This window comes from Arthrobacter sp. D2-10 (assembly GCF_054161285.1).
In genome coordinates, this window is the sequence record NZ_CP096431.1 from 3,490,094 (window position 1) to 3,513,694 (window position 23,601).

At 63.3% G+C, this 23,601-nt stretch carries 24 protein-coding genes; 10 read left to right on the forward strand and 14 right to left on the reverse strand.

Annotation, left to right across the window (positions count from 1 at the left end; translation table 11 throughout):
• Positions 1–342 (reverse strand): hydroxyisourate hydrolase, encoded by a 342-nt coding sequence (gene uraH / locus M1D74_RS16305; RefSeq protein WP_309072499.1) that lies wholly within the window; start codon positions 340–342, stop codon positions 1–3.
• Positions 339–833, reverse strand: coding sequence for a 2-oxo-4-hydroxy-4-carboxy-5-ureidoimidazoline decarboxylase (gene uraD, locus M1D74_RS16310; protein ID WP_458116025.1), 495 nt, complete (start codon positions 831–833; stop codon positions 339–341). Before uraD ends, uraH begins: the two co-directional genes overlap by 4 nt.
• A 242-nt stretch (positions 834–1,075) precedes the next feature.
• Here uraD and M1D74_RS16315 point away from each other — a divergent pair, with 242 nt between their 5' ends.
• Complete coding sequence (locus M1D74_RS16315; protein ID WP_458116026.1) at positions 1,076–2,092, forward strand: PHP domain-containing protein; 1,017 nt, start codon at positions 1,076–1,078, stop codon at positions 2,090–2,092.
• 77 nt (positions 2,093–2,169) lie between these two features.
• On the opposite strand, the gene aceE is transcribed toward M1D74_RS16315, so the two are convergent.
• Complete coding sequence (aceE, locus tag M1D74_RS16320) at positions 2,170–4,884, reverse strand: pyruvate dehydrogenase (acetyl-transferring), homodimeric type (RefSeq protein ID WP_458116027.1); 2,715 nt, start codon at positions 4,882–4,884, stop codon at positions 2,170–2,172.
• A 99-nt stretch (positions 4,885–4,983) separates the two neighbouring features.
• Here aceE and M1D74_RS16325 point away from each other — a divergent pair, with 99 nt between their 5' ends.
• The 3 genes from M1D74_RS16325 to M1D74_RS16335 all read left to right on the forward strand — a co-directional run bounded on the left by M1D74_RS16325 (position 4,984) and on the right by M1D74_RS16335 (position 6,605).
• On the forward strand, positions 4,984–5,748 hold the full coding sequence (locus tag M1D74_RS16325; protein WP_458116028.1) for an SDR family oxidoreductase: 765 nt from the start codon (positions 4,984–4,986) through the stop codon (positions 5,746–5,748).
• Positions 5,749–5,862: 114 nt separating this feature from the next.
• Positions 5,863–6,039 carry a hypothetical protein gene (locus M1D74_RS16330; RefSeq protein WP_458116029.1) on the forward strand — a complete coding sequence of 59 codons (177 nt, stop codon included), beginning with the start codon at positions 5,863–5,865 and terminating at the stop codon, positions 6,037–6,039.
• A 182-nt stretch (positions 6,040–6,221) separates the two neighbouring features.
• Positions 6,222–6,605, forward strand: coding sequence for a helix-turn-helix domain-containing protein (locus M1D74_RS16335; protein ID WP_458116030.1), 384 nt, complete (start codon positions 6,222–6,224; stop codon positions 6,603–6,605).
• On the opposite strand, the gene M1D74_RS16340 is transcribed toward M1D74_RS16335, so the two are convergent.
• Positions 6,585–7,799, reverse strand: a complete 1,215-nt coding sequence (locus M1D74_RS16340) for a PucR family transcriptional regulator (protein WP_458116031.1) — start codon at positions 7,797–7,799, stop codon at positions 6,585–6,587. The two genes, M1D74_RS16335 and M1D74_RS16340, sit on opposite strands and share 21 nt — an antisense overlap.
• Positions 7,800–8,093: 294 nt before the next feature.
• Between M1D74_RS16340 and ald the strand changes: the two genes are divergently transcribed.
• Entirely contained in the window at positions 8,094–9,206 is a 1,113-nt protein-coding gene (gene ald, locus M1D74_RS16345; protein WP_458116032.1) for an alanine dehydrogenase, read from the forward strand.
• Here ald and M1D74_RS16350 read toward each other — a convergent pair.
• Positions 9,203–10,225: a Gfo/Idh/MocA family protein gene (locus tag M1D74_RS16350; protein ID WP_458116033.1), complete on the reverse strand. Its 1,023-nt coding sequence runs from the start codon at positions 10,223–10,225 to the stop codon at positions 9,203–9,205. The two genes, ald and M1D74_RS16350, sit on opposite strands and share 4 nt — an antisense overlap.
• 137 nt (positions 10,226–10,362) lie before the next feature.
• Here M1D74_RS16350 and M1D74_RS16355 point away from each other — a divergent pair, with 137 nt between their 5' ends.
• The gene (locus M1D74_RS16355; RefSeq protein WP_458116034.1) at positions 10,363–10,863 is read left to right on the forward strand and encodes a helix-turn-helix domain-containing protein; all 501 of its coding nucleotides are present in this window, start codon (positions 10,363–10,365) and stop codon (positions 10,861–10,863) included.
• Positions 10,864–10,994: 131 nt separating this feature from the next.
• On the opposite strand, the gene M1D74_RS16360 is transcribed toward M1D74_RS16355, so the two are convergent.
• The 3 genes from M1D74_RS16360 to M1D74_RS16370 all read right to left on the reverse strand — a co-directional run bounded on the left by M1D74_RS16360 (position 10,995) and on the right by M1D74_RS16370 (position 12,425).
• On the reverse strand, positions 10,995–11,186 hold the full coding sequence (locus tag M1D74_RS16360) for a hypothetical protein (protein ID WP_458116035.1): 192 nt from the start codon (positions 11,184–11,186) through the stop codon (positions 10,995–10,997).
• Between the two features lie 48 nt (positions 11,187–11,234).
• A complete protein-coding gene (locus tag M1D74_RS16365) occupies positions 11,235–12,194 on the reverse strand; it encodes a lantibiotic dehydratase C-terminal domain-containing protein (protein ID WP_458116036.1) in 960 nt (319 codons plus the stop codon).
• 96 nt (positions 12,195–12,290) lie between these two features.
• Positions 12,291–12,425 carry a hypothetical protein gene (locus tag M1D74_RS16370; RefSeq protein WP_309124169.1) on the reverse strand — a complete coding sequence of 45 codons (135 nt, stop codon included), beginning with the start codon at positions 12,423–12,425 and terminating at the stop codon, positions 12,291–12,293.
• Positions 12,426–12,818: 393 nt separating this feature from the next.
• On the opposite strand from M1D74_RS16370, the gene M1D74_RS16375 reads away from it, so the two are divergent.
• Positions 12,819–13,787 (forward strand): LuxR C-terminal-related transcriptional regulator, encoded by a 969-nt coding sequence (locus tag M1D74_RS16375; RefSeq protein WP_458116037.1) that lies wholly within the window; start codon positions 12,819–12,821, stop codon positions 13,785–13,787.
• 46 nt (positions 13,788–13,833) lie between these two features.
• Positions 13,834–15,135: an aminotransferase-like domain-containing protein gene (locus M1D74_RS16380; RefSeq protein WP_458116038.1), complete on the forward strand. Its 1,302-nt coding sequence runs from the start codon at positions 13,834–13,836 to the stop codon at positions 15,133–15,135.
• Between the two features lie 45 nt (positions 15,136–15,180).
• On the opposite strand, the gene M1D74_RS16385 is transcribed toward M1D74_RS16380, so the two are convergent.
• From M1D74_RS16385 to M1D74_RS16400, 4 genes are all read right to left on the reverse strand, one after another.
• Positions 15,181–16,575 carry a dihydrolipoamide acetyltransferase family protein gene (locus M1D74_RS16385; RefSeq protein WP_458116039.1) on the reverse strand — a complete coding sequence of 465 codons (1,395 nt, stop codon included), beginning with the start codon at positions 16,573–16,575 and terminating at the stop codon, positions 15,181–15,183.
• Positions 16,576–16,585: 10 nt separating this feature from the next.
• A complete protein-coding gene (locus M1D74_RS16390) occupies positions 16,586–17,560 on the reverse strand; it encodes an alpha-ketoacid dehydrogenase subunit beta (protein WP_458116040.1) in 975 nt (324 codons plus the stop codon).
• Entirely contained in the window at positions 17,560–18,732 is a 1,173-nt protein-coding gene (pdhA, locus tag M1D74_RS16395) for a pyruvate dehydrogenase (acetyl-transferring) E1 component subunit alpha (RefSeq protein WP_458116041.1), read from the reverse strand. The genes M1D74_RS16390 and pdhA overlap by 1 nt, the downstream gene beginning before the upstream one ends.
• A gap of 108 nt (positions 18,733–18,840) precedes the next feature.
• Positions 18,841–19,992 (reverse strand): histidinol-phosphate transaminase, encoded by a 1,152-nt coding sequence (locus M1D74_RS16400; protein WP_458116042.1) that lies wholly within the window; start codon positions 19,990–19,992, stop codon positions 18,841–18,843.
• A gap of 104 nt (positions 19,993–20,096) precedes the next feature.
• Between M1D74_RS16400 and M1D74_RS16405 the strand changes: the two genes are divergently transcribed.
• Positions 20,097–20,501, forward strand: coding sequence for a phage holin family protein (locus M1D74_RS16405; RefSeq protein WP_458116043.1), 405 nt, complete (start codon positions 20,097–20,099; stop codon positions 20,499–20,501).
• Here the strand turns inward: M1D74_RS16405 and M1D74_RS16410 are convergent.
• Together M1D74_RS16410 and M1D74_RS16415 are read right to left on the reverse strand one after the other, a co-directional pair.
• A complete protein-coding gene (locus M1D74_RS16410) occupies positions 20,463–21,704 on the reverse strand; it encodes a hypothetical protein (protein ID WP_458116044.1) in 1,242 nt (413 codons plus the stop codon). The genes M1D74_RS16405 and M1D74_RS16410 overlap by 39 nt on opposite strands.
• Positions 21,701–21,994, reverse strand: coding sequence for an SgrR family transcriptional regulator (locus M1D74_RS16415; RefSeq protein WP_309071021.1), 294 nt, complete (start codon positions 21,992–21,994; stop codon positions 21,701–21,703). Before M1D74_RS16415 ends, M1D74_RS16410 begins: the two co-directional genes overlap by 4 nt.
• A gap of 164 nt (positions 21,995–22,158) precedes the next feature.
• On the opposite strand from M1D74_RS16415, the gene purB reads away from it, so the two are divergent.
• Positions 22,159–23,598 carry an adenylosuccinate lyase gene (gene purB, locus M1D74_RS16420; RefSeq protein ID WP_458116045.1) on the forward strand — a complete coding sequence of 480 codons (1,440 nt, stop codon included), beginning with the start codon at positions 22,159–22,161 and terminating at the stop codon, positions 23,596–23,598.
• Positions 23,599–23,601 lie beyond the last annotated feature (3 nt).

Genomic DNA, 23,601 nt, shown 5'->3' on the forward strand with positions numbered 1-23,601 from the left:
TCAGCTTCCTCGGTAGGTGGAATAGGCGAAGGGACTAATCAAAAGCGGCACGTGGTAGTGCTGTGCCGGGTCGGTGAGTTCAAAGATCAAGGAGACGGACGGAAAGAAGGTTTCGGTTCCGGCGGCAGCGAAGTAGCGGCCGGTTTCAAAATCGATCCGATAGGTTCCAGCCTCCACCGCCTCCGGGCCCAGGGAGGTGATGCGGCCGTCGTCGTCGGTGATTCCTCTGGCGACTTCCCACCAGCCGTCCGGCGTGTGCCTGTCCAGCCGGGCGGCTACGCCGACGGCCGGACGGCCGGTTCCGGTGTCGAGCACGTGGGTGGTGATGTGGCTGCGGTTCATGCGGCAAGGACCCCCTTGAGTCGAAGGACGGCGATTTCGCGCAGTTGCTGGGAGATGATGACCAACTCCTGCTCGGGCGTATTGTGCAGGCGCTGGTTCAGCGCGGTGAGGATGTCATCGGCGCTCCGTCCTGCGGCCCGGATCAGGAAGACCCGGCCGAACTTCTCCTCGTAGGCGCGATTTCCTTCGAGGAGTGCGTTTTGGGTTTCGACGGCGGTGCTGACGCCGGCCTGCTCACCGCGGGACATGGTGGCTTCAGTGGTGTTGCCCCGCGCCCGCTCCCCGATGCGCGGGTGGTGCGCCAGTGCGCCGTCGATCTCGGTTTCCGTCCACGGGTGCGCTGCTGTTTCGGCGAACGCGATTAACTCTGCTTCGGAGGAGAAGGGCCGCGCGTCAACAATGGCATCGATCCATCGGGGGACATCGACGCAGGGAGCTAGCTGCGCGGCGGCTTCTGCAGGGGAGCAGGTATTGAGGGTTTCAAGGCGCATGGGTGTCAGCTTTCGTTAGAGCGCTATCACCGGCGCTGAACACCCTTACCCTCGAATAAATTCGATTTGACTCGATGTTCCGGCGATAGTTAGAAACCAGAGAATTTCTATATTGTGGAAGTTTGTTTCCGATTTGATTGTAGTCCGCGTCACACGGTTGTTGTCAAGAGTTATCCGGATCACATCATAGATCTGCAGTCACGCAGCGGGCTACCGATGCGTGAATAGGAGAAGATGGGCCTATGAATGCCACCGATGCCCTGAACGAGATCGCCTTCTGGCTGGAACGGGAACTGGCTCCGAGCTTCAAGGTCCAGGCGTTCCGGAAGGCCGCCGCCGCGATTGCGGACCTCGACGCCGAGGAGCTCGCGCAGAGTGCCCGCGACGGCCGGCTCAAGCGTATGAAGGGGATCGGCGCGCGCTCCTTTGAGGTCATCACCCAGGCGATTTCCGGTGAGATCCCGACCTATCTCACCGATCTTCGCGAGCGCTCGCAGACAGCCCTCGCCGACGGCGGCTCGGAACTGCGTTCCCTCCTGCGGGGCGACCTGCACAGCCACAGCGACTGGTCCGACGGCGGCAGCCCCATTCCGCTAATGGTCGAGGCGGCGCGCGCCCTCAAGCACGAATACCTTGCCCTCACCGACCACTCCCCCAACCTGAAGATCGCCAACGGCCTCACTGCCGAGCGTCTCACCGAGCAACTCGGGATCGTTGAACAGATCAACAACGACGGCGGTGACGGCTTCCGCCTGCTGAAGGGAATTGAGGTGGACATCCTTGAGGACGGCACGCTTGACCAGTCACCGGAGATGCTCGGGCAGCTGGACATCGTCGTAGCCAGTGTCCACTCCAAGCTGCGTTCGGACCGCCGCACCATGACGGCGCGCATGCTCGGCGGTATCCGCGACCCCCACACCAATGTCCTCGGGCACTGCACCGGGCGCCTCGTACAGGGTTCGCGGGGGCAGCGCCCACAATCCGAATTCGACGCACAGAGGGTCTTCGCGGCCTGCGCCGAAAACAACGTCGCCGTTGAAATCAACTCCCGACCCGAGCGTCAGGATCCTCCTGATGACCTGATCCAGGTGGCGCTCGACGCAGGCTGCCTGTTCAGCATCGACAGCGACGCCCATGCGCCAGGCCAGCTCGATTTCCTCCAGTACGGCGCAGAGCGAGCCGAAGCCAACGGCGTCCCCGCTGATCGCATCATCACCACCTGGCCGTTGGACAAGCTGCTCACCTGGGCACGCTCCTGAGCTCAGGTCATCCTGGTTCGATGCGCAGGACACACCCCATTGGCCGCGGCACGAGGGGCATGTCCTGCAAGTCAACATCAGGGGATGCTGAGAAGTGAGTACTTCTCGATGGCCTGGCGTGGTGCCTCTGGGTCGACTTCGCCCCGCTTAGCCAGAAGCTCAAGGGTGCGTACGACGACGGAGTGGGAATCGATCTTGAAGAATCGCCGTGCAGCGGCACGCGTGTCGGAGAAACCGAAACCGTCCGCACCGAGCGTGGCGAATTCCTGCGGCACGAACTGGCGGATCTGGTCCGGCACTGCCTTCATGTAGTCCGTGACTGCCACGATGGGTCCCGGAGCGTTGCCCAGTTGCTGCGTGACGAACGGTACGCGCGTCTCGGCGCCGGGGTTGAGGAAGCCTTCCTCCTCGGCGGCGAGGGCGTCACGCCGGAGTTCATTCCAGGAAGTCACCGACCAGACGTCCGCCGACACGCCCCAGTGCTCGACAAGAAGATCCTGCGCTTCGAGCGCCCACGGCACAGCCACGCCGGAGGCGAGGATCTGGGCTTTCGGCCTGCCCCCGTCGTCATCATTGCCCTGCTTCAACTGATACATGCCGCGGACCACCGCATCGGCGTCCAAGCCGTCCGGCAAGGGCGGCTGGATGATCGGCTCGTTGTACACGGTGAGGTAGTACATGACGTTTCGATCAGCAGGGGCCTCCTCTGACCCCTGTCCATACATCCGCTCGAGTCCCGCCCTCATGATGATGCCCAGTTCATAGCCGTACGCCGGGTCATACGTGATGACGGCGGGGTTGGTGGAGGCGAGGATAGGTGAGTGGCCGTCAGCATGCTGGAGACCTTCACCGGTGAGGGTGGTGCGTCCGGCGGTGGCACCGATGATGAAACCGCGGGTCATCTGGTCACCGGCGGCCCAGAAGGAGTCGCCGGTGCGCTGGAACCCGAACATCGAATAGAACACGTAGATCGGGATCAGCGGCTCACCCTGTGTGGCGTAGGCGGTGCCGGCCGCGGTGAATGCAGCAACGGCGCCGGCCTCGTTGATGCCCGGGTGAAGTATCGCTCCGGCCGGGGACTCCTTGTATGCGAGCACCAGGTCACGGTCCACTGAGAGGTAGTTCTGGCCGTTCGGGTTGTAGATCTTCGCCGTGGGGAAAAAGGCGTCCATCCCGAAGGTCCGTGATTCGTCCGGCACAATCGGGACGATCCGCGAACCCACGCCCTTGTCCCTCATGAGGTCCTTCAGCAGCCGTACGAACGCCATGGTGGTGGCTGCCTGCTGCTTCCCGGATCCGCGGTTGGCAACCTCATAGGCCTTGTCTCCGGGCAGCTGCAGCGCCGCCGCATGGGAACGACGCTCCGGAACAAATCCGCCAAGAGCCCGACGCCGGTCCAGCAGGTACTGAATCTCCCTCGCATCGGTTCCCGGATGGTAGTAGGGAGGACAATACGGATCGGCTTCCAACGCCTCATCCGAGATCGGGATACGGAGATAGTCCCTGAACTCTTTCAGATCCTGAAGCGTGAGTTTCTTCATCTGGTGGGTCGCGTTGCGGCCCTCGAAGTGCGGTCCGAGGCCGTAGCCCTTCACGGTCTTGGCCAGGATGACGGTGGGCTTGCCCTTGAACTCGGTGGCGGCCTTGTACGCCGCGTAGACCTTGCGGTAGTCGTGCCCGCCGCGCTTGAGGTTCCAGATCTCCGCGGCGGAAAGGTCTTCAACCATGGCCTTGGTCTGCGGTGTCTTGCCGAAGAAATGATCACGGACGAACCCACCGGACTCGGCCTTGTAGGTCTGGTAGTCACCGTCAGCGGTCTCGTTCATGATCTTCACGAGTTCACCGGTGGTGTCCCTGGCCAGCAGATCATCCCACTCCCGGCCCCACACGACCTTGATGACGTTCCAGCCGGCGCCGCGGAAGAACGCTTCGAGTTCCTGCATTATCTTCCCGTTACCGCGCACCGGCCCGTCAAGGCGCTGCAGGTTGCAGTTGATCACGAAGTTCAGGTTGTCCAGGCCGTCATTGGCCGCCAACTGCAGCAGACCGCGTGATTCGGGTTCGTCCATCTCACCGTCACCAAGGAACGCCCACACCTGCTGATCACTGGTGTCCTTAAGCCCCCGGTTATGCAGGTAACGGTTGTTCTGCGCCTGGTAGATCGCGTTCATCGGCCCGATACCCATCGACACGGTCGGGAATTCCCAGAACTCCGGCATCAACCGCGGATGCGGGTAGGACGACAGGGCGTGGCCTTCCTTGGACTTCTCCTGCCGGAACCCGTCAAGATCCTCCTCGCTCAACCGGCCCTCAAGGAACGCGCGCGCATACATGCCCGGGGAGGCGTGGCCCTGGAAGAACACCTGATCCCCACCCGAGGGGTGATCCTTACCCTTGAAGAAATGGTTGAACCCGACCTCGTACAGGGTCGCAGCCCCCGCATACGTGGAAATGTGGCCGCCGACGCCGATTCCCGGACGCTGCGCACGGTGCACCATGACCGCGGCATTCCAACGCATCCACGCCCGGTACTTCCGCTCGGTTTCCTCATCCCCAGGAAACTCCGGCTCCTCATCAACCGGGATCGTGTTCACATAATCGGTGGTCACAACACTGGGAAGACCCACAGACCGCCCACCCGCCCGAGCCAACAGACGCCCCAGAACCTCGCGCGCACGTTCGGAACCCCGCACGTCGACCAACTGATCAAAGGACTCAACCCACTCAGCCGTCTCCTCCGGATCCGAGTCCCCACCGGTACCCGTACCCACAATCCCCTGATCAGCAACCATGCCAAACCTGTTTTCACTAGACGGAATTATTATTCCATTACTATAGAGTCATTCCGTGTGAAGATGAGAATGCCGACCAGAAGGGCTGACAGAGACGCGATGAACGAGCCACTCCATCCCCGCCCAGGCACCGCCGTCGTCACCGGCGCGGGTTCAGGCATCGGACGTGCTGTGGCGCACGCCCTCCTGGATGCAGGCTGGGCAGTCGCCCTGGCGGGACGCCGTCGGGAAGCGCTGGAGGAAACCGCCGCCGGCTGGGATCTTGCCTCAGTGGTTCCAACCGACATCACCCGGCCCGACGACGTCACCCATCTCTTCGCGCAGGTCCGCGAACACTGGGGCAGACTCGACCTGCTCTTCAACAACGCCGGGACCTACGGTCCCGCAGGTGCGATCGATGAAATCAGCGTGGAGGACTGGACGGCCACCGTGGCGACCAACCTGACCGGATCGTTCCTCTGCGCCGCAGAAGCATTCCGGAGCATGAAGAACCAGGACCCGCAGGGTGGCCGCATCATCAATAACGGCTCGATAGCCGCGCACTCTCCCCGGCCTCGATCGGTTGCCTACACCGCGACCAAGCACGCGATGACCGGACTGACCAAGTCGATCGAACTCGACGGACGTGCCTACGGCATCACGTGCGGCCAGATCGACATCGGAAATACGCATACCGAGCTCATGACAACGCTCGGAGTGGGTGTTGGGGCGCTGCAAGCGGACGGTTCCCGCCGGGTCGAACCCACCTTCCCGGTGGAAGAAGCAGCACGCACGGTGCTGCACATGGCGGAGCTACCGGCGTCGGCCAGTATTGGCACCGTCATCATCACGGCCAGCGGCATGCCCTTTATTGGACGCGGCTGACAACCCCCGGCGAACGAAAGCCCCCCGGGTAAGTTCCGGAGGGCTTTCACGAATGTTGAGGGACGGTCAGCTGTACCAGAACCAACGCGGCGGGCTCCACATCGGAGGAACCTGGTGTCCATTGAAGGAACCGCAGAGGGAACAGGAATAGCTGACACTGGCGGGAAGGAGGTCGCGCCCTTCGGAGGAGACTCGCGCGGGTACAAAGTCCTCGTAAATGAGGAATTCGTCGGTTCGGCATCGATCACACCACGGAAGCGCCCCATCGCGCTCCGCAAGCTGGCCCGTTGAGGGCAGCGTGGTACTCCGACGCTCCGGATCAATTATTGTCATCGTTTGTCACCATCCAACAGCAATGATTTTCGGAAGCAACAACTAAGCTCGCTTAGTTAAGGTTTAATAACGATACCGTTTGTGCACAAATTTAGGAAGTTCCTCTAAGTAATAACCGGCTGTACGGGCAAAATAGGAGGATGACCCGGCCCCGCTCCCGCATCGCCCCCGCCCTCCCAAACGCGGCGCGCCGTTCGCTGGCGCGAACCCTGGCCGAGAACAACGATGTCACCGTGTTTGTGGACGGCACAGCCGTCAAGCTTCCAGGGGAGGCGAGGGACGCCGTCGTCGACCTCCTGCAACGGCTGGCGGCGGGCGATTCCGTCACGGTTTCCTCAATCGCGGAGACGATGACCACGTCCCAGGCAGCTGAGGCGGCGGGAATATCCCACACCTACCTGCGCAACCTGACCGACGCCGGGGTCATCCCGGTCGAATACCGGGGAACTCACCGTCGCATCAGACGGGACGCCATCGATGCCTGGCTGGCCTCACAGAAGAAGTCAGATGCGAGGCCGACGTGACCACCGACGCGCCTTGAGCGCCAGATGAAGCTCGAGCCGGACAGGCCCGCTCAATGGATCTGCACCGACGATTGACCGGACCCGTGACAGCCGGTTGTAGACACTGCTCCGATGCAGATGCAATTGCCGGGCGACGTCCTGCACTGAACCGTTTTTGTCATACAGAAGCTCCAGCAGCGGGAGGAGTTCATTGGCCCGGTCCGCATCCTCGAGTTCCGCGAAGTAGACCGACCGCGGCGCAGAAGCCTGCCAACCGCCACCGGCCAGGAACTGGTACACACCGATCGAGCGGTAATCGACCGCGTCCCCCAATTGCGGATCAACTGAGGCGGCCTGAACTGAGGACCTTGCCTGGGCATAGGCACCCGCCAGACCATCTGGCGCTGAGAAGTATTCGCTGAACCCGCTGGTCAGCGAAGCGTCCATTCCCGTCAAGGCCGCCAGCCGCTTCCCGTAACGACCGCGCACCGTCGCCAGATCGGTACGGCCGGCAGGGTAGCGAAGCAGCAGGACAGAGTGCGACGCCTCGCCTGCACTGAAAACGACGACGTCGGCGCCCACCGTAGCCTGCAGCGCCGCCGTACGCCGGGCCAGGGTGGCGTCGTGGGAGTCCACCACCCCTTCGCGGGCACCCGTCGGACGGTCGAGCAACACTGCGAGCTGCCACGGTGACGTGCCGTCGAGTTCCCGCCACCCCGCACACTCCTCCAACGACTGGCCGTCTCCGGAAACAGCCCCAAGGAAGATCCTCTCCCGGCGGGTTCGGTGCTCGGAGCCTGCGGTGTTGTCCTCGAGCAGCAGCGCGGCGAGCCGATCAATGTCCTCGCGCACTGCCGGCAGCTGCTTGAGGATGTGCGTTGCTGTGTCCTCACTGGCGTCCTGCTGCACCCACAGGTACCCAACGCGAAAGCCCCTCACCAGCAGGGGGACGCATACCCGCCCAAGCATCCCCAGCTCCGGGTTGGCCGGAACGGCCACGGGACGCACCGCCGTCGTAATGCCGTGCTGCCGCTGCCAGGCGTTGACGTCATCAGGAACCTTCTTGCTCAGCAGGAAGTTGACGCGAACGCGGTCGGCCGACGACTGCTGGCTGCTGTACGCGATGAGTATGCCGTCAAGGTCCTCCAGGGAGAGCCCGCGGCCCAGCCGTTCGGCTATCCGCTCCACCTCGAGCTCGACCTGCGTTGTTTGCATTCCCCCATCGTAGAAGCGCGGCGACGACACTTGGCGCTCCACAACTCGACAATTGTCGACTGGAGGACGTGCGGGTCCCATGTTAGTGGTCCCGATCACATTTCCTTCCCTTCCGCTTGCGTGTGCGGAGCAGTAGGACCGGACGACGCCCCCCGCACCCGCCGTCGTCGTTCCGGTGCCTGAAAGCCGGTTGTTCCGCCCCTGTCCGCGCGGCAGCGCCGCTCGTATCCTGTAGTTGCAGGCGTCACAAGCTCCTGCCCAACTTCAGAACCCTGACAGCAGACGGAGAATCCCGTGATCATCGGCGTCCCCAAAGAAGTGAAGAACAACGAGTTTCGCGTAGCCATTACGGCATCGGGAGTGCACGAGTTCCGCACGCACGGCCACACGGTCCTGGTGGAGCGATCCGCGGGCGTTGGTTCCAACATCACTGACGATGAATACGTTGCAGCGGGCGCAGAAATCGTCGACGACGCCGATGACGTCTGGGCGCGCGCGGACATGGTGATGAAGGTGAAGGAGCCCGTCGCCGAGGAGTACCACCGCTTCCGCAAGGGCCTGATCCTGTTCACGTACCTGCACCTCGCTGCTGAACCGAAGCTGACCCACGCTTTGATGGAATCCGGCGTGACCGCGATCGCCTACGAAACCGTTCAGGACGGTCGGGCGCTTCCCCTGCTTGCGCCGATGTCCGAGGTCGCCGGTCGCCTCTCCGTACAGGTTGGCGCGCAGGTCATGACGGCGCCTGCGGGAGGTCCCGGGCTGCTGCTGGGCGGCGTACCGGGCGTGCGTCCGGCGAAGGTGGTTGTGCTGGGCGCCGGCGTGGCCGGTACCAACGCCACGGCGATGGCTGTTGGAACCGGTGCTGACGTCACGGTCATGGACATCAACATCGCGCGGTTGCGGGAACTCGACGCGCAGTACGCCGGACGAATCCGGACCATTGTGTCCAATGCGTTCGAGATCGAGCGCGCCGTGCTCGATGCAGACCTCGTGATCGGCTCCGTTCTCATCCCGGGAGCGAAGGCACCGAAGCTGGTCACCAATGACATGGTCTCCCGCATGAAGCCGGGCAGCGTCCTTGTGGACATCGCGGTGGATCAGGGCGGCTGTTTCGAGGACTCCCACGTCACCACGCACGAGGATCCGACGTTCACGGTGCATCAGTCGCTGTTCTACTGCGTGGGCAACATGCCCGGCGCCGTCCCGAACACGTCCACCTACGCGCTGACCAACGTCACCCTCCGCTATGCCGTTGCACTGGCTGACAAGGGTGTGCGCGGCGCATTCGAGGCGATTCCCGCACTGGCGCACGGCCTGAACATTGCCGACGGCGCCGTTGCCCACCATTCCGTGTCGGTAGCGCACGGTCTTGAGCTCACCGAGGACTGGCGCCGGCTGGTCTAGAAGGTGTGGGCCACCTCAATGATCCGGTGGGCACGCAGGCTGTCCGCCGGATCCACAGGCACTTCGCCCCCATCCTGCAGGGCCGCCGCGAGGAGCTCGTAGAACGTGGGATAGGTGCCTTTCTCCGTAGGCAAACGCGTGGCCTCATGGTCGAAGCCGAGCAGGCCCCATGCGAGCCGGTCCTCCACGCCGTACCCAGGATCGGTGGGCAGCATGCCCGCATCGACAGCGGCTTCCTGCACGTCAACTCCCCACTTGGTGTACGCCGATTCCGAACCGGTGATCCGGAAGCGCGGCGCCGCCTGAGGTGCCAGCGCGTTCATCCAGAGGTGGCTGATGACGCCGGAAGAATGCCGCAGGGCGAGGAAGACGTCGTCGTCGGGCCCCTCGGCCTCACGGTGCGCAGCGCGCTCAACGTGTGCGAGCTCGGCCTCCCCGAACAGCTGCAGTGCCTGGTCGATCAGGTGGGGCCCAAGGTCGTAGAGGATGCCGCCGCCGTCTTCACTGCGGCTCGCGGCCTTCCATGGTTTGGTAACCAGAGGCTTGTACGTCTCCATCCGGGATTCGAACCGCCGCACCGTGCCGAGCTTGCCTTCCTCGAGGAGCTTCCGCACCGTCAGGAAGTCGCCGTCCCACCGCCGGTTCTGGAAGACGGTGAGCAACTGTCCCTCCTCCCGGGCGATGTCGATGAGCCGCTCACCATCGGCCGAGTTCACCACGAACGGCTTATCGACGACGACGGCTGCGCCCTCCCGCAGCGCCCGCTCCGCGAGCGGGGCGTGGGTGGCCGGCGGTGTACTCACGACGACGAGGTCCAGATGATCCATCTGCTGCCATAGCTCATCGACTGTGTGCACGATCCGGGCCGACGGGTACTGTTCCTGCACCTGCGCGATCCGGTCCTCGTTGGAGGTCACAACAACATCGAGCGAGTAGCGGCTGTTCGCGTTGATGAAGGGAGCGTGGAAAACACGCCCTCCCAGACCGAATCCAATGAGGGCAGTCCTGATTGTGTCCATGCCCCAACCCTAGGGCCGCAGTCCGCCTTCGGCATGACGCGGCATTCAGACTCCGAGTTTACGGGCTGAGCGAAGCCGTACTAGGATCGTTGATCGGTCAAGCAGTGGCCACGGAATTCCTCGTACCAAGGGACCCTATGGCCACCGCACCGGAGCCCAGCGCTCAAATTTCTACAGACCTCGGCAGTGATCTGCCGGCTTCCTCTGCGCCCATCGAGACTACCCACGACGACGGCGCCCCCACGGACACACACTCCACTCGCCTCATGCTCACCACAGCAGCCCACTTTGTGCAGCAGCACCTGCACTCCCAGCTGGCTGAGTTGGGACTCACTCCGCTCGACCTCTCTGTGCTCAGTGGCTTGGCAGAGCTGCGCGAAGCTACGGCGCGGGAAATCGCCGAGCAGTGCCTCCTCTCGGAGTCGGTCAGTGAACGCTCCCTCATTGAACTTACCCAGCTTGGATTCGTCGAGACGCAGCAGGGTGTTCATAGGATCACCGACGCAGGAGCCAGCACCCTCGCCGACGCGCGCACCTTGGAGGACGCGCTTTTTGCCGAGACGAGCACAACGCTTCGCCTGGAACTCAGCTCCCTGATCAGCCGGCTTCGTGACGGCGGAGTGCTTGACGCCAAGTAAGAGGCCGCTGGAGGACATCGCCGTGGAGCAGCCTCACGGCTAGCAAACTGAAGCAGCAGCCCGGACCCTGGGGGTCCGGGCTGCTGCTTTTAGGGGATGTTTACGAAGTTTTGGTGGAACGTCTGCGGAGGTCAGTGCCAAAGATTGTCTGCCCACACCGCGTCGCGGAGGTAGTCGCGCGCCGCTCCGACTTCCCAAAGCTCTCCCTGGGAAGCAATGACACCCATTCCGCGGAGATCCTCCACGGTGTCGGGGGAGCATCCCAATGCTTTACTCAGGTCGTGTGCGTCAGCGGCGAGGATGACATCTTTGTGGTGGGCCATGCTGCACTTTCCTTTCTCGTCTAGGTGGCGACGATCGAGCAGGAGTGGTCAGTTCCGGTTGAACAGGGCTCGTTCACGGTCCGCGCTCCACGTGCGGGCATACAAGCCCAGAACTGCTTCCTCACGGGAGTTGAAACCCAGACGGTTCAGGGTCATGTGCGCCTGGTGAACGGTCAGGTGCTGGGCGCTGCGGCTTACGCGCGCCTTGTCTGCCCGGTAGAGGTAGTTGTCTACTGCTCGGAACCAGCGGCGTCGCCAGTTGTGAACGGCTGATTCGGCAGCGGTTGCGGCCATGAGGCTCTGGAAAGCCGGGGCTTTGGCGCTCACCTGGTTGGCCATTGCCTCGCGGACAGCAGATCCGCGTGTACCGAGGTCGGGTGTGCAGGTCTTGAGATGGCTGTCCCAGTAGTAATCCCAGGAAATCCGACGGCGATCGGCCCAGCTCGCGGACCGTGAACCCTTCATCATGCTCCGAGCGGAATCGAAAAGGATAAGTGCGGCGAAAGCCGAACGGCTGTGCATTCTTGAGAACCGTTGCGTTCCCCAGGCTGCGAGCTCCGAGGACAGCTCGAAGACTTCCTCCGCCAACTGAAGGCCCTCGACGCCGCCGTACTTGAAGAGCTCTGCTTCGAGCTGAGGGTCAGCGTCCTCGGCTCCACGGAGGTAGTAACCGCTGGTAGCAGGCGTTGAGATGGACTGGCGGTAAGGCAGGGGGGCCAATGTGCTGCTGTTGCGCTTCACGAGAACCTGGTGCACTGCCTGCAACCGCTCGATGGTGCCGGGCTGAGCAAGGATGTGTAGCCGAACCTGAACAGAAGATGGTTCTACACTCCGCGTGTAGAACCATCTTCCAGCTCGCAGTACTTGTGCCTGCGCCGCCAGCGGGGTAACCAGGTCTCCAATGATGCCGTCCGCTACATCGAAGCCGCCTGCTTGTGTGGAGAGATGCCACCATTGAGCGCTGGGTGCTGTTCGTGAGGCGGTTCGAACTGCTGTCAGCTGACTCATGGCATCCTCCTTTGGGCTAATGGTTACCCCCGCTGGGGCGAGTCTGTGGGTGTTCCGGCTTCAGCGTTGAAGGCCAGGAACTCTTTGAGGATGGACTTATTTTGGCCAGTCCCAGCTTGCGGTTACGGTCTTTGGCCAATCCCAGCTTGCTGCTCCAACTGCCGGGGTTGCCGGTGCCAGAGCCGCGGCTGCTACGAGGATGCCTGCGGCCGCGCCGATAATCTTCTTCACTGGACGTTCCCTTCCGTCAAGGTTGCGTGTGACGCGATCCCGCTCGCCGTCGAGCCGGTAGATCCCAGCATGTGTGCCACGGCTGACGGTTGTCCACTTGGGAGGGCACCCTATTCAGGACATGACCTGATGAGGACATTTGAGCCTTGGTCGCCACTCTCACAGACGCCCCCAGGGCGCCGCAATGACGCCTGAACCCGCGGATCCAAGGCCATGTGCACGGTTTTGTGGCGAGGTTTCCCTTACATGTCATTAAACTGACATGTCATGTTTTTTCACGAGCGGTTTCGGCCTCTGCGCTACGGTCGGTGCAACAAACGGAGGATCGCACTCGAACACCGGGTCTGTAGGCTACCCATAAGAACTCGGTCACGTCGGAAAGGGGAACCGGGGATGCTCGACGGCATATCGATTGAGCTGTACCGCTATGCAGTTGGCAACCCCGGATGGACGAGGTCCGCAGCCTCAGACGCACTGGGGTACACCCTACGGGAGATCGACTCGGCCATGGAAGTGCTCGTGGAGCGCCGGTTGCTCAGCGAGCAGAACGGTTCTTCCCACGCCTATGTCGCCGTCTCACCGGACGTCGCCCTGGCAGATCTTGTCGATGCTGACGAGCGTGCGGTGCAGGACCTGCGGTCAAGGATCAGTGCCCGGCGTCGTGAGCTTTCCACGTTGGTGCCGACGTACCTCGATGCCCGAAAGGGCGTCATCACGAGCTCATCCGTAGAGACGCTCGAGGATCCGCACCTCATCCATAGGGTCCTGATCGACTATGGCAGGGACGTCACGGAGAAGGTGCTGATTGCCCAGCCCGGTCAGGGCTCCACGGCTGATGTGCACGAGGAGAACGTCCGTAAGGATCTTGAGCTTCTCAGCAAGGGCGTGGAGCGGAAGACGCTGTACGACATCAGCACCCGGGACCACGTGCCAACCCGCAAGGCGGTCGCGGCGATCAGCGCCGGCGGCGGACAGTTCGGCGCGCTACCCCGGGTTCCCTTGCGCATGCTCATCTTCGACCGGAAGCTCGCGCTTGTAGCGCGTCAGCTCAGGCATGATGACAAAGCAGCCCTGGTGGTTCGGGATCCGCACCTGATTCACATCTTCACGCAACTGTTCGAGTTCGCGTGGGAGCTCAGCGAGCCGTTCCTCATCGATGACCCGAATCCATCCCCGCTGAACAACACCCAGCAGGCCATCCTGAAGGGTCTGGCCGCGGGCTACTCCGACGAGGTGATAGCCCGACGCCTGGACATCAACGTTCGCACCTGCCGGCGCCATATCGCCTGGATGCTGGAGACCCTGCAGGCGGACAGCCGCTTCCAGGCGGGCATCAAGGCTCACCAGGCGGGGTGGATTTAGTCAACTTCCGTTGCCTAACGGTGAACGGGTCCTCTAGACTCGACGCGTGACTTCCCAGGATGAACTGAACTCGACGCTGCTGCCCGCCGAAACGGAGGTAGCCCTCGAACGGGCGGTCGAATCGGCTCACCGGCACGAGCACCTATTCTCGGAACGAGCCGCCAACATCAAGCAGTCCGCGGTCCGCGACGTCTTCGATATCTCCATCCGTCCAGGGCTGGTCTCACTCGCCGGCGGCAGCCCCTACCTGAAGTCGCTGCCCCTGGATGACCTGGGCAAGACGGCCGGGCGGATCATTTCCGAGCACGGACTTGAGGCCCTGCAGTACGGCGGCGGTCAGGGGATGGAGCAGCTCCGGCAGCACATCTGCGACGTGATGGCCGCGGAAGGGATCATGGACGCGGACCCGGCCGACATCGTCGTGACAACCGGCTCCCAGTCTGCCCAGGACGTCGCCGCCAAGGTCTTCTGTGATCCCGGTGACGTGATCCTCTGTGAAGACCCCACCTACGTGGGCGCGCTCAACACCTTCGAGGCTTACCAGGTGGACGTGCAGGCCATCGAGATGGATGACCAGGGGCTGGTGCCGGAGAAGCTGGAGCAGCGCATCGCGGATCTCCTCGCCGAGGGTCGTCGCATCAAGCTGCTGTACACCATCCCCAGCTTCAACAATCCCAGCGGCATCACGCTCGCTGCAGACCGGCGTCAACGCATCGTCGAGATCTGCAGGGCCAACAACATCCTCATTCTCGAAGACAACCCCTACGGCCTGCTCCGCTTCGATGGTCATCCCCTGCCGCCAATGCGGGCGGACAACCCCGACGACGTCATCTACCTCGGTTCATTCTCGAAGATCTTCGCGCCCGGGGTACGCCTTGGCTGGGCGCTTGTTCCGCGCCACCTGCACCGGCGGTTCTACCTGGCGTGTGAGGCAGTGGTGCTCTGTCCGGCGCCGTTGACCCAGATGCTTGTCTCCGCTTACCTGAGCGACTACGACTGGCAAGGGCACCTCTCCACCACCCGCTCCCTCTACAGTGAGCGGTGCTCCACCATGCTGAAGGCCCTCGCCGAGCACCTCCCGGAGGGCGTCAGTTGGACGACGCCGGACGGAGGCTTCTTCGTGTGGGTCACCCTTCCCGAAGGAGTAGACACCTACCCGCTGCTCTACCAGGCGATCGACGCCGGCGTCGTCTTCATTCCGGGCGCCGCATTCACGCCGTCGGACGAACCGTCCAACGAACTGCGCCTCGCCTTCAGCGCAGTCTCTCCGGAGGAGATCGAGGAGGGCATACGCCGCCTGGCCCCGATCCTGAAGGCTGCGATCGAAAGCAACTCCGTCAAGGCCTGAGCACCAGCGGCCGATCCGGTCCGCCGGTGCTGCCGGCCGTGCACGTCAGTCGAGCAGCAGGGCCGGTTCCTCAAGGATGGAGGCGACGTCGGCCATGAACCGCGCGCTCAGGTCACCATCGACCACGCGGTGATCGAAGGAGCCGCCGAGGGTGGTGATCCAGCGAGGTATGACCTCGCCGTCGAGCACCCAGGGCTTCTGCTTGATGGTTCCGAACGCCACAATCGCCACCTCACCCGGGTTGATGATCGGGGTTCCGGTATCGATGCCCAGCGCGCCGATGTTGGTGACGGTGAGCGTTCCGCCCTGCATTTCCGCGGGTTGAGTCTTTCCTGCGCGGGCGCGCAGGGCGAGCTCGTTGAGCGCTACGGCCAACTCCTTGAGCGAGAGGTCCTGGGCGTCCTTGATGTTGGGCACCATGAGCCCGCGCGGTGTGGCGGCCGCGATGCCGAGGTTCATGAAGTGCTTGACCAGGATCTCCTGATCAGTCCAGGTGGCATTGACTGACGGATTACGCGCTGCTGCCCAGATCACGGCCTTCGCGAGGATCAGCAGCGGCGATACCTTGATGCCCTCGAAGTCGCGCGAAGCCTTGAGTCGCTTCACAAACTCCATGGTCCGGGAGGCGTCGACATCCACGAAGATGCTCACGTGCGGTGCGGAGAAGGCACTCTCCACCATCGCGCGGGCGGTGGCCTTGCGTACGCCCTTCACTGGAATCCGTTCCACCCGCTCGTCCTGCGGGCGGCTGGCTGCACCCCAGAACGACGGCGCGTGGTCCTGCTCGGCATCCCGTTGCGCCTGATAGCTGAGGAGGTCCTGCTTGGTGACTTCGCCGGACCCGCCGGTGGCGGGCACATCGGCCAGGTCGATGCCGAGGTCGCGGGCGGCCTTGCGCACGGGCGGCTTCGCGAGCGCCCGACGCACTGCGCCCGAGGTCGTCGGCGGAGCGGAGGCCGGCTGCGCAGCGGGAACCTGCGCTGGAGCGGGAGCGGGCGCCGTCGTCGTTGTCTGGGCGGCAACAGGGCTGGGACGGCCGGCGCGGGGCCTGCGTCGGGAGGAGTCGGCCTTCGGCCCGGTTCCCACCAGCGGCGCGCTGGTATCCGTCGATGTTGCCGGCGCCGCGGGCGGCGTGACGAGCTCGCCGGGCACATGTGCGGCGGATGGTGGCTCTCCCGTCTTGCCGGAATTCTCCAGCGGAACGTCGGAGACCGAGATGATGGGGGTTCCCACCTCAACGGTCTCCCCCTCCTGAACAAGGAGTTCAGCGACCACACCGGCGTAAGGAGAGGGAAGCTCAACCAGCGACTTGGCGGTTTCGATCTCCACGATCACGTCATTGACGGCAACAGTTGCGCCGGGCTGGACCTGCCAGCGGACAATTTCGGCTTCCGTCAGACCCTCGCCCACATCGGGGAGGTTGAAGGTGTTCAGCGTCATGGGAATCCTTCTAGTAGGCGAGGACTGTGTCGAGCGAATGCAGGATACGGTCGAGATCCGGCAGGTAGTGCTCTTCGGTGCGCGCCGTGGGATAGGGCAGGTGGAAGCCACCGACCCGCGTGACCGGCGCTTCGAGGGACAGGAAGGCACGCTCGGTGATCCGGGCTGCGATCTCTCCGCCGATGCCGCCGAAGGTCGGCGCTTCATGCGCGATCAGCAGCCGGCCGGTCTTGAGCACGGACGCTGTCACCGTGTCGAAGTCAATCGGCGAGATAGACCGCAGGTCGATGACCTCAATGCTCGAGCCGTCCTCGGCGGCGGCGTTGGCTGCGGCGAGGGCAACGGGAACCAGAGGGCCGTAGGCGACGATGGTGGCGTCGGTTCCCTCACGGAGGACCTCGGCCTGGAATGGACTCGCCGGCACGGCCGACACGTCCACTTCACCCTTCAGCCAGTAGCGGCGCTTGGGTTCAAGGACGATCACTGGATCCGCACAGGTGACCGCCTGCTGGATCATCCAGTACGCGTCGTGTGGGTTGGACGGTGTGATGATTCGGAGGCCCGCGGTGTGTGCGAAAAGGGCTTCGGGCGACTCGGAGTGGTGCTCAACGCTGCCGATACCGCCGCCGTAAGGAATTCGGATGACGACCGGCGCCGTGAGGAGACCATCGCTGCGAGCGTGGATCTTGGCAAGCTGCGTGGTGATCTGGTTGAAGGCCGGGAAGACAAACCCGTCGAACTGGATCTCGCAGATTGGGCGGTAGCCACGCAGCGCAAGCCCGATGGCCGTCCCAATGATCCCGGATTCGGCGAGCGGGGTATCCACAACGCGGTCCGGCCCGAACTGCGCCTTCAGGCCCTCGGTGACGCGATAGACGCCCCCGAGGTCACCGATGTCCTCGCCCATCAACAGTGAAGTGGGGTGGGCGCCAAGCGCGGCTCGAAGACCCTCGTTGATTGCCTTAGCTATGGTCATGACGGGCATCAGCGTGAACCTCCCTCGACGTCGAATCCGGCTTCATAGTCCTTCCAGGCCTGCAGTTCCTCCTGGATGAGCGGGTGCGCTTCCGCGTAGGTAGTGGCGAAGCGGTGTTCCAGCCCGGGTGCTTCCATGGACAGGACGGCCGCCCGGAGCTTTCCGGCGAGACCTTTCGCTTCCTCCTCGAGCTCCTTGAAGAAATCGTCTCCCGTGCCCGTAGCGCGCAGGCGTTCCTCGACGCGGGTCAGCGGATCGCGCGCCACCCACTGCTCTTCCTCGGCGGCGAGCCGGTACTTGGTTGGGTCATCCGCCGTGGTGTGTGCGCTCATTCGGTAGGTGAAGGCCTCGATCAGGACGGGTCCTCCCCCGTTACGGGCGCGGTCGAGCGCCCATCGGGTCACCGCCTGCACCGCCAGGACGTCATTCCCATCCACGCGGATCCCGGGGAAGCCGTACCCATGCGCGCGGTGAGCAAGCGGTACACGCGATTGAACCTCGGTCGGCACGGAGATCGCCCAGTGGTTGTTCTGGCAGAAGAAGACCACCGGTGCATTGAACGACGCTGCGAAAACCATCGATTCATGGACGTCTCCCTCGGAGCTTGCACCGTCCCCGAAGTAGGCAACCGTAGCTGCCTTGGGGAGGGCCTGATCCACGAGTTGGTCCCGCTGCATTCCCATCGCGTAGCCGACCGCATGCAGACATTGGGCGGCAAGCACCAGGGTGTAGAGGTGGAAGTTGGAGTCCTTCGGATCCCAGCCTCCATTGGTGACACCCCTGAACAGTTTGAGCAGATCCGCGAGCGCAACCCCGCGTGCGACGGCAACGCCATGCTCGCGGTAGGTCGGGAAGGCGTAATCCTGCGATTGCATGGCTCGGGCCGAACCAATCTGCGCGCCCTCCTGGCCACGCATGGGTACCCAGAGGGCAAGCTCGCCCTGGCGCTGCAGCGCAGTTGCTTCCTGATCAAAGCGACGGATCAGGTACATGTCCCGGTAAAGGGCAGCCAGTTCATCGTCCGCAGGCGCATAGCCTCGGAAAGGAGAGTCTTTCAGCTCGCCTTCGGGCGTGAGCATCTGGACCATCCCTGACGGGTCGGTCGGGTGCTCGGGGAGGTGGCGCGCGTCGAGCTGATCCTCTGCATCGAACTCGGCTGCAGGCAGGCGGGGTGTTGCCATACTCTGGTTCCTCGCAGGTAATATTCCGTGGGCAGTATACTTTCGGCATGTTCATGCACTACAGTGCATGCGCAGTCTACCTAGAGTAACGATGACAACGCCTGCCGCCTATTTATGAACGGTCAGGGCACGCGGACCGCTGGGATATCCGGCACAGAGCTCCAGGAACCGCGAGTTTGCCTCGGGTTCTCCGATGCTCACCCGGATGCCTTCGGTCCCGAAAGCTCGAACGGAGAGCGCATGCTGTTCAGCGAGCGCAGCGAACTCCGGGGTCTGTTCGCCCAGTGCGAGCCAGAGGAAGTTACCTTCCGCTTCCGGAATGTGCCACCCCAGCTCCTTCAACCGTGAGGTTACGCGGGTTCGCTCGTCGACGAGGGCCTGCACCCGCTCCCTGACCTCATCGATGTGGCGTAGCGAGGTGACCGCTGCGTGCTCGGCGATCTGCGAAACTGCGAAGGGCGTAGCGCTGACACGGAGGTGCTCCGTGAGCTCCGGCTGGGAGATGGAATACCCCACGCGCAGCCCCGCCAGGCCGTGGGCCTTGGAGAACGTACGAAGGACAATGACGTTGGGATAGTCGCGGTACAGCTGAATTCCATCAACTGCTCCGGCTTTCCGGACGAACTCCACGTACGCCTCATCCAGAACCACGACGACGTTTGACGGAACGCGCTCGAGGAAACTCCGTACTTCTTGTTCCGTGAGCGCGGGGCCTGTCGGATTGTTGGGCGTGCAGAGCAGGATGACCCGGGTTCGGTCTGTGATTGCAGCTGCCATGGCGTCAAGGTCGTGCGAAGAGTCCGGGAGTAGTGGAACCCGGACACTCATGGCTCCAGCCAGCCCCACACAGATGGGGTAAGCCTCGAAGGATCGCCATGGGTAGATGACCTCGTCGGGAGCGTCGTAGTCATTTTGGCCCGCGAAGGCAGCGAGTATCTGGTTGAGCGCGCCGAGGCTTCCTGCCCCGGTCACAATGTCTTCAGGCGGAACCCCAAGGAACCCGCCGAGTTCGGTGCGGAGGGTTGTTGTCATGGGGTCCGGGTAACGGTTCACCTGCGTTTGCCCGGAGATGGCTTCCAGCACCGCGGGCAGCGGCGGCAGAGGGTTCTCGTTCGAGGAGAGCTTGTAGCTCTCCAGGCCTTCCACGACTACCGGCGGTTTGCCGGCTGCGTAACGGGGAAGACGGCCCAGTACGCGCCGGGGGTGAATGCGTGTTACCTCTTCCGCGGCAACATCGGCCTGGTTTTCTGGTGCGCTCATGTGCACAAGCGTACTGGGAGGCAGTCGCACAGGGGCCGGACCTGAGCAGCGGGAACTTTCATTCGACCACGGGATTTGGGCACCTCGTATGACAGCATGAGTAAATGCTCAGGTTCATCGTGAGAGTCCTTATCAATGCGCTCGCTCTGTGGGTGGCAGCGTGGTTACTTCCCGGCATAGAACTGGGTGCTGAAGCCAGCTCTGAGGTGTCCGGCAACGGCACCGTGACAAGTGTTGTGTCCTATCTCTTCGTGGGTCTGGTGTTCGGTCTGGTCAATGCGCTCGTTCGGCCGGTGGTTTCGCTTCTCTCGCTTCCGCTGACGATCATCACCCTCGGCCTGTTCACGATCATCATCAACGCGGGCATGCTCATGCTGACCTCGTGGCTTACCTCGCTCACCCCGATTGATTTCGTCGTCGATGACTTCTTCTGGACCGCCGTACTGGGAGCGATCATCATCAGTCTGGTCTCACTTGTGGCCGGGACGATCACCGGCACGAGGCGCTGAGCCTTCCCTCATCCGGGGTTCGCTGACAGGCTCCTTCGGTGAAGCCGGCTGCGCGCCGGTGAACGGTGAACGGGTCAGCTGGAAGACGTGTCGCTTGGCAACCCCTCCCGCCACAACAGTGCCGAGGGTAGCCGTGACCGGAGCGATGGACGGGTGGGAGCTCAGGTCCACGGCCTGCGCACCCTGCCGGTAACTGTCGATTTTGTGCGCGCCTTCCCCGTGCTTCAGCTGGTGGTCGAGCACCACCGACACCTGGTTGGGCCTGTCCGCGACGGGAACCAGATTGAGAGCCGGAATGTGATCCTTCTCGTGAGCCAGGTGAAGGAAGGTGGTCCCCGTCGGCACGTCCTCCTCAGCAATGGGTGAGCCCGCCGTCAGAACAAACTCAACCGAGTAGTGGTCTCCCACTCGCCCGCTGTTCGCCAGATTCACAGCATGCATTCCTCCCTGGCTGTAACCGACAAGCACTACATGGGCGCCTTCCTCGGCACCAACTTCCTCAAGCGCGCTCGCGACAGCAGCACCCACGTATTCGCTGTCCGCCAACTTTGATTCAACGACTCCCCCCGGACCGAAGGGAAGTTCGGGATCCCGCATCTCCGTCCCCGGAATGACCACGACATACGTCGGTTCAGATTTTCCTTGCACTTCCAGGACTTCGAAGGCAGACCCGGGCTCAGCCGCGGCATGAGGAACCTGCGACAGCAAACCCTCGACCGATCCTTGCAACACGACCGAATCGCTCCCCGTCCGCTGCAGGGTCAGCGGCGTTGATACGTACGATGCGGAGGGAAGAAGCTGGGCGGCCGCGTGGCTTAGGTAGTCCCTCGTGGCGATTTCAGCCAACTCATAAGCCAGCCGGCTCCTTCTGATTCTGCCTGCAGTTTCCTCCAAGTTGGAGCTGCCCTCTGCGAGCTTTTGAAGGACCGTCTGAATCTCCTCCGCGGCAGAAGCGCCAAGTGCAGCAGGTATACCGGGTGACATGACGTCATTGCTCATTCGTGCGACCGACAGCCCCAACTCCACCTGTTTGATATCGCTCCACACTCCCTCCAGGTCCTTGGCTGCGTCAGCGACGATCCGCGCGCCGGCTTCCAGCTCCTCCCACTGGAATCGGATGCCGCCCACCCCTCCGATCACCTTGGCAACGCCGTCGACATCGGGCGGGTTGTGAACCGGTGCAAGGTTGTGCCCCGCGGTCATACCTGGGAGCCGTTCAGAACCAGCTGCAGTGCGCTTCCGTAGGCGTCCATCGATACCGCAGCCTCACGCAAGCGAGCAGTTGTCACAACGAGGGAGGTGGTGCGCTCCCCAAGAAAGGACCGGAAGTTACGGCCGGCCGGAGACTCCCAATCGAGGTGTTCTGCTGCCCTCAGCCGTCTCAGCACCAGGTCAATGGCTTCCGCCTGCACGCGTAACTGTCTCGCCAAGTCGCGAACCACCTCCGAAGGCTCCTGCTCATGAGCGAGCCCCGACGTCGGGCTCCGATACATGCCTTCCCCTCCTTGAGTTTGATGTACTGCCCAAAACGGTAGGTTCAGCCGGACTGCCTCCGCCCACCGCACAGGCGGTATGTGGACATCTCGCCTGCATCCGGCCGTTGTGGAGGGTCGTCACGCATGGGGCGGAAGTCCCCGCTCATGGAATGATTGGCTACATGCCGCACACTCCTTCATCCCGGGTCACCCTTGCGTCCGTTTCAATCCACCAGGGAGACAGCCAGGTCCCCATCGCACTGGGACCGCTTGACGGACGGTACCGTCCAGCCGTTGCTCCGTTGGTCGACTATCTCTCCGAGGCGGCGCTGAACCGGGACCGCGTGCACGTGGAGGTGGAGTGGCTGATTCACCTCACCCGCAAGAGCGTGCTGCCGGGCGCAGCTCCGCTCACCGGCGAACAGGAAGCAGCGCTGCGGGAAATCGTCAGCACGTTCGACGGAAGCGCAGTCAGTGAACTTGCGGAGATCGAGCGGGTCACAGTCCATGACGTCAAGGCCGTGGAGTACTTCATCGGGAGCCGACTCGAAGGCATCGGCATCGCCCGCCTCAAGCCGCTGGTCCACTTCGGGTGCACCTCGGAGGACATCAACAACCTGTCCTACGCGCTCGGTGTGAAAGGCGCTGTGGAGGACATCTGGCTTCCGGCCGCCGCCTCCCTCGTGCAGCAGGTCAAAGCGATGGCTGAGGAATCCCGGTCCGTCCCGATGCTCTCGCGCACCCATGGGCAGCCGGCTACCCCCACAACTCTGGGCAAGGAATTGGCGGTTGTGGCGCACCGTCTGGAGCGGCAGCTTGAGCGCATCCGCCGCACCGAGTACCTGGGCAAGATCAATGGTGCTACCGGTACGTTCGCCGCACACGTTGCCTCGGTACCCGGCGCCGACTGGCAGAGCATCGCCCGGGAGTTTGTGGAGGGACTGGGCCTGACCTGGAACCCCCTCACCACCCAGATCGAGTCCCACGACTGGCAGGCGGAGCTGTACGCCGACGTCGCGCGGTTCAACCGCGTCCTCCACAACTTCTGCACGGACGTGTGGAGTTACATCTCGATCGGATACTTTGCGCAGGTGCCGGTGGCGGGAGCCACCGGGTCCTCAACCATGCCGCACAAGGTGAACCCCATCCGGTTCGAGAACGCCGAAGCCAACCTGGAAATCTCCTGCTCGCTCCTTGATGTCCTGGCGTCCACCCTCGTGACCTCCCGGTGGCAGCGTGACCTGACCGACTCCTCGTCCCAACGGAACATCGGTGTGGCCTTCGGCCATTCACTGCTGGCCATCTCCAATGTGGTGAAGGGCCTTGAGCGATTGGATGTCGCGGAACCGGTCCTGGCCGCGGACCTCGACACCAACTGGGAGGTACTGGGTGAAGCAATCCAGATGGTGATGCGGGCAGAGGCAATCGCCGGGACCCCCGGCATGGAAGACCCCTACGAGCGGTTGAAGGACCTCACGCGCGGGCAGCGCGTGGATGCGGAGCGGATGCGTGAGTTCGTGCTTGGGCTCGGTCTCTCCGCTGAAGCACAGGAACGCCTACTGGCACTGACCCCGGGAACCTACACAGGCATCGCGGATGCCCTCGTGGATCACCTCCGCTAAACA

Excerpts from the sequence above, each read along its gene's own strand:
- uraH (WP_309072499.1), bottom strand. The coding sequence starts at position 342 with ATGAACCGCAGCCACATCACCACCCACGTGCTCGACACCGGAACCGGC.
- uraD (WP_458116025.1), bottom strand. The coding sequence starts at position 833 with ATGCGCCTTGAAACCCTCAATACCTGCTCCCCTGCAGAAGCCGCCGCG.
- M1D74_RS16315 (WP_458116026.1), top strand. The coding sequence starts at position 1,076 with ATGAATGCCACCGATGCCCTGAACGAGATCGCCTTCTGGCTGGAACGG.
- aceE (WP_458116027.1), bottom strand. The coding sequence starts at position 4,884 with ATGGTTGCTGATCAGGGGATTGTGGGTACGGGTACCGGTGGGGACTCG.
- M1D74_RS16325 (WP_458116028.1), top strand. The coding sequence starts at position 4,984 with ATGAACGAGCCACTCCATCCCCGCCCAGGCACCGCCGTCGTCACCGGC.
- M1D74_RS16335 (WP_458116030.1), top strand. The coding sequence starts at position 6,222 with ATGACCCGGCCCCGCTCCCGCATCGCCCCCGCCCTCCCAAACGCGGCG.
- M1D74_RS16340 (WP_458116031.1), bottom strand. The coding sequence starts at position 7,799 with ATGCAAACAACGCAGGTCGAGCTCGAGGTGGAGCGGATAGCCGAACGG.
- M1D74_RS16350 (WP_458116033.1), bottom strand. The coding sequence starts at position 10,225 with ATGGACACAATCAGGACTGCCCTCATTGGATTCGGTCTGGGAGGGCGT.
- M1D74_RS16355 (WP_458116034.1), top strand. The coding sequence starts at position 10,363 with ATGGCCACCGCACCGGAGCCCAGCGCTCAAATTTCTACAGACCTCGGC.
- M1D74_RS16360 (WP_458116035.1), bottom strand. The coding sequence starts at position 11,186 with ATGGCCCACCACAAAGATGTCATCCTCGCCGCTGACGCACACGACCTG.
- M1D74_RS16365 (WP_458116036.1), bottom strand. The coding sequence starts at position 12,194 with ATGAGTCAGCTGACAGCAGTTCGAACCGCCTCACGAACAGCACCCAGC.
- M1D74_RS16375 (WP_458116037.1), top strand. The coding sequence starts at position 12,819 with ATGCTCGACGGCATATCGATTGAGCTGTACCGCTATGCAGTTGGCAAC.
- M1D74_RS16385 (WP_458116039.1), bottom strand. The coding sequence starts at position 16,575 with ATGACGCTGAACACCTTCAACCTCCCCGATGTGGGCGAGGGTCTGACG.
- M1D74_RS16390 (WP_458116040.1), bottom strand. The coding sequence starts at position 17,560 with ATGCCCGTCATGACCATAGCTAAGGCAATCAACGAGGGTCTTCGAGCC.
- pdhA (WP_458116041.1), bottom strand. The coding sequence starts at position 18,732 with ATGGCAACACCCCGCCTGCCTGCAGCCGAGTTCGATGCAGAGGATCAG.
- M1D74_RS16400 (WP_458116042.1), bottom strand. The coding sequence starts at position 19,992 with ATGAGCGCACCAGAAAACCAGGCCGATGTTGCCGCGGAAGAGGTAACA.
- M1D74_RS16405 (WP_458116043.1), top strand. The coding sequence starts at position 20,097 with ATGCTCAGGTTCATCGTGAGAGTCCTTATCAATGCGCTCGCTCTGTGG.
- M1D74_RS16410 (WP_458116044.1), bottom strand. The coding sequence starts at position 21,704 with ATGACCGCGGGGCACAACCTTGCACCGGTTCACAACCCGCCCGATGTC.
- M1D74_RS16415 (WP_309071021.1), bottom strand. The coding sequence starts at position 21,994 with ATGTATCGGAGCCCGACGTCGGGGCTCGCTCATGAGCAGGAGCCTTCG.
- purB (WP_458116045.1), top strand. The coding sequence starts at position 22,159 with ATGCCGCACACTCCTTCATCCCGGGTCACCCTTGCGTCCGTTTCAATC.